The organism is Mycobacterium sp., assembly GCF_049280035.1.
Classification (GTDB): Bacteria; Actinomycetota; Actinomycetes; order Mycobacteriales; family Mycobacteriaceae; genus Mycobacterium.
In genome coordinates this window covers 1-2,699 of sequence record NZ_JBAPPI010000584.1, presented here as the reverse complement: position 1 = coordinate 2,699, position 2,699 = coordinate 1, and the positions used below count along the sequence as shown (strand labels likewise).

Annotated in this window: 2 protein-coding genes and 1 pseudogene; all 3 read left to right on the top strand. The window is 65.7% G+C overall.

Annotated elements, in window-relative coordinates:
- On the top strand, positions 1 to 722 hold a 722-nt coding region (locus WAN71_RS19025), incomplete at its 5' end, for an ABC transporter permease (protein ID WP_422226818.1).
- Positions 719 to 2,368, top strand: a complete 1,650-nt coding sequence (locus tag WAN71_RS19020; RefSeq protein ID WP_422226817.1) for a dipeptide ABC transporter ATP-binding protein — start codon at positions 719 to 721, stop codon at positions 2,366 to 2,368. The genes WAN71_RS19025 and WAN71_RS19020, both read left to right, overlap by 4 nt.
- A pseudogene (locus tag WAN71_RS19015) lies at positions 2,365 to 2,699 on the top strand (oxidoreductase); the annotation flags it as partial. The gene WAN71_RS19020 and the pseudogene WAN71_RS19015, both read left to right, overlap by 4 nt.

Genomic DNA, 2,699 nt, shown 5'->3' with positions numbered 1-2,699 from the left:
ACGCCGACCCGTATCAGAGCCTGCTCGCACCGTCGGCGGCGCATTGGTTCGGCACCGACCTGCAGGGCCACGACATCTATGCCCGCACGGTATATGGTGCCCGCGCCTCGATCACCGTCGGCGTTGGCGCCACTCTGCTGGTTTTCGTTGTCGGCGGGGCGTTAGGAGCGTTAGCCGGCTTCTACGGCGGCTGGATCGACGTGGTTGTTTCCCGTGTCGCCGATGTTTTCTTCGGAATCCCGCTGCTGTTGGCCGCCATTGTGCTCATGCAGGTCACCCATCACCGCACTGTATGGACGGTGGTCGCGATCCTTGCGCTGTTCGGTTGGCCGCAGGTGGCCAGGATCGCCCGCGGCGCCGTGCTCGCGGTGCGTGGCAGCGATTACGTTTTGGCCGCGCAGGCGCTGGGGTTGAACAGATTCGGGATTCTGATACGCCACGTGGTGCCCAATGCTCTTGGCCCGGTGATTGCCGTCGCCGCCATCTCGCTGGGGATGTTCATCGTGACGGAGGCGACGCTGTCCTACCTCGGTGTGGGGTTGCCGCCGTCGGTGGTGTCATGGGGCGGCGACATCAACGTGGCACAGACGAGGCTGCGGGCAGGCTCGCCGATTCTGTTCTATCCCGCTGGGGCCCTTGCGCTTACAGTGCTGGCGTTTTTGATGATGGGCGATGTGTTGCGCGACGTTCTAGATTCCTCATCACGGACGCGGCGGTCATGAGCCGCACGGCCGAGCAGCCGCTGCTGAGCGTCGTGGGTCTGGAAGTCAGGTTCGGCGACGATGCTCCCGCCGTCAGCAACGTCGAGCTGTCGGTGCACAGCGGGCAGACTGTCGCCGTTGTCGGTGAATCGGGCTCGGGAAAGTCGACAACCGCCGCCGCGATTCTCGGCCTGCTTCCGTCGGGCGGACGAATCACCGTCGGCCACATCATGTTCGACGGTATCGACCTCGCATCGGCGGATTCTCGACGGCTCCGCTCGATTAGGGGGACTGGCATCGGCTATGTGCCGCAGGACCCGGCGACCAACTTGAATCCGGTGTGGAAGGCCGGCTTTCAGATACGGGAGGCGTTGCGCGCCAATAACATCGGTGACGTCAGGCAACGCTCACTGCGACTGCTTGATGAAGCCGGAATGCCGGACCCGTCGACTCAGGCCAGACGGTATCCGCATCAGCTGTCCGGTGGGATGTGTCAGCGTGCGCTGATCGCGATTGGGCTGGCGGGCCGGCCGCGTCTGCTGATCGCCGACGAGCCAACGTCAGCCCTCGATGTCACCGTGCAACGGCAGGTGCTCGACCATCTGCAGCAGCTGGCCGCGGAACTGGGCACTGCGGTGCTGCTGATCACCCACGACCTTGCATTGGCCGGCGAGCGCGCTGAGCAGCTGATCGTCATGCACCGCGGCCGCATAGTAGAAACCGGTGCGGCGCAATCGATCTTGACTGACCCGCAACACCCCTACACTCGGCAACTGGTTGCCGCCGCACCGGCGGTACACCCGGCCGGTGGGACGTCGACTCGACTGCGGAGTGGCAACGCAGCGTCCGTCGAAAAATTCGACGCCCACACGGGCGACCTCCTGGTCGCCTCCGAGCTCACCAAGGTGTACCGGTCAACCCACGGAAAGCCATGGCGTAAAGCGGAATTCCGTGCTGTCGATGGCGTGTCGTTTCGTCTGCGTAAAGCGACCACCCTGGCAATCGTGGGCGAATCCGGATCCGGAAAATCCACCCTGGCGCGCATGGCCCTGGGCTTGCTGGCGCCGACTTCTGGGACGGTGACTTTCGACGGCCGAAATGTTGCGGCGCTGAACCGACGCGATGCGCCGGCGTTTCGCCGGCGGGTGCAGCCGGTGTTTCAAAACCCTTACAGCAGCTTGGATCCGATGTACACGGTGTTTCGGGCCATCGAGGAACCGCTGCGCATTCACCGGGTCGGTAACCGCCACGAGCGGCGCGCGGCGGTGCGAGAGTTGGTCGACCAGGTCGCGCTTCCGTTGGCGGTGCTGGACAGGCGGCCCCGCGAGTTGTCCGGCGGACAGCGTCAACGGGTCGCGATCGCACGAGCGCTGGCATTGCGGCCCGAGGTGCTGGTCTGCGACGAAGCTGTCTCGGCGCTCGACGTCTTGGTGCAGGCGCAGATACTCGAACTGCTTTCCGAGCTGAAGGACGCGCTGGGTCTGAGCTATCTGTTCATCAGTCACGACTTGGCCGTCATCCGGCAGATCGCCGATGAGGTGCTGGTGATGCAGGCGGGGAGGGTGGTTGAGCACGCGCGCACCGACGAGGTGTTCACCCGGCCGCAGCACGACTACACCCGGCAACTGTTGGCGGCGATTCCCAACCCTTATGGTGACAGCTCGTGACTTCTGACCCGTTGGCTCCGCTGATGGCGCTGCCCGGTGTCGCCGACGCGAGCGACCAGGCGCGTGAGGCGCTCGGCCGGGCGCATCGTCACCGCGCCAACCTGCGGCGCTGGCCAGTGACCGCCGCGGAGGCGGCGCTGCGGGCGGCGAGGGCGTCGGCCGTGCTCGACGGCGGGTTGAAACTCGAAGAACAACTGGACGTCTCGGCGACCAGCGACCCGATATTTGCCGGTGCGCTGCGAGTCGCGCAGGCGTTGGAAGGCGGCGAGACCACCCTGGTCGGCGTCTGGCAACGCGCGCCGCTGCAGGCGCTGGCGCGGCTGCATATGCT

Bases quoted from the DNA above. Each gene is read 5' to 3' on its own strand.
- WAN71_RS19020 (WP_422226817.1), top strand. From the start codon at position 719: ATGAGCCGCACGGCCGAGCAGCCGCTGCTGAGCGTCGTGGGTCTGGAA.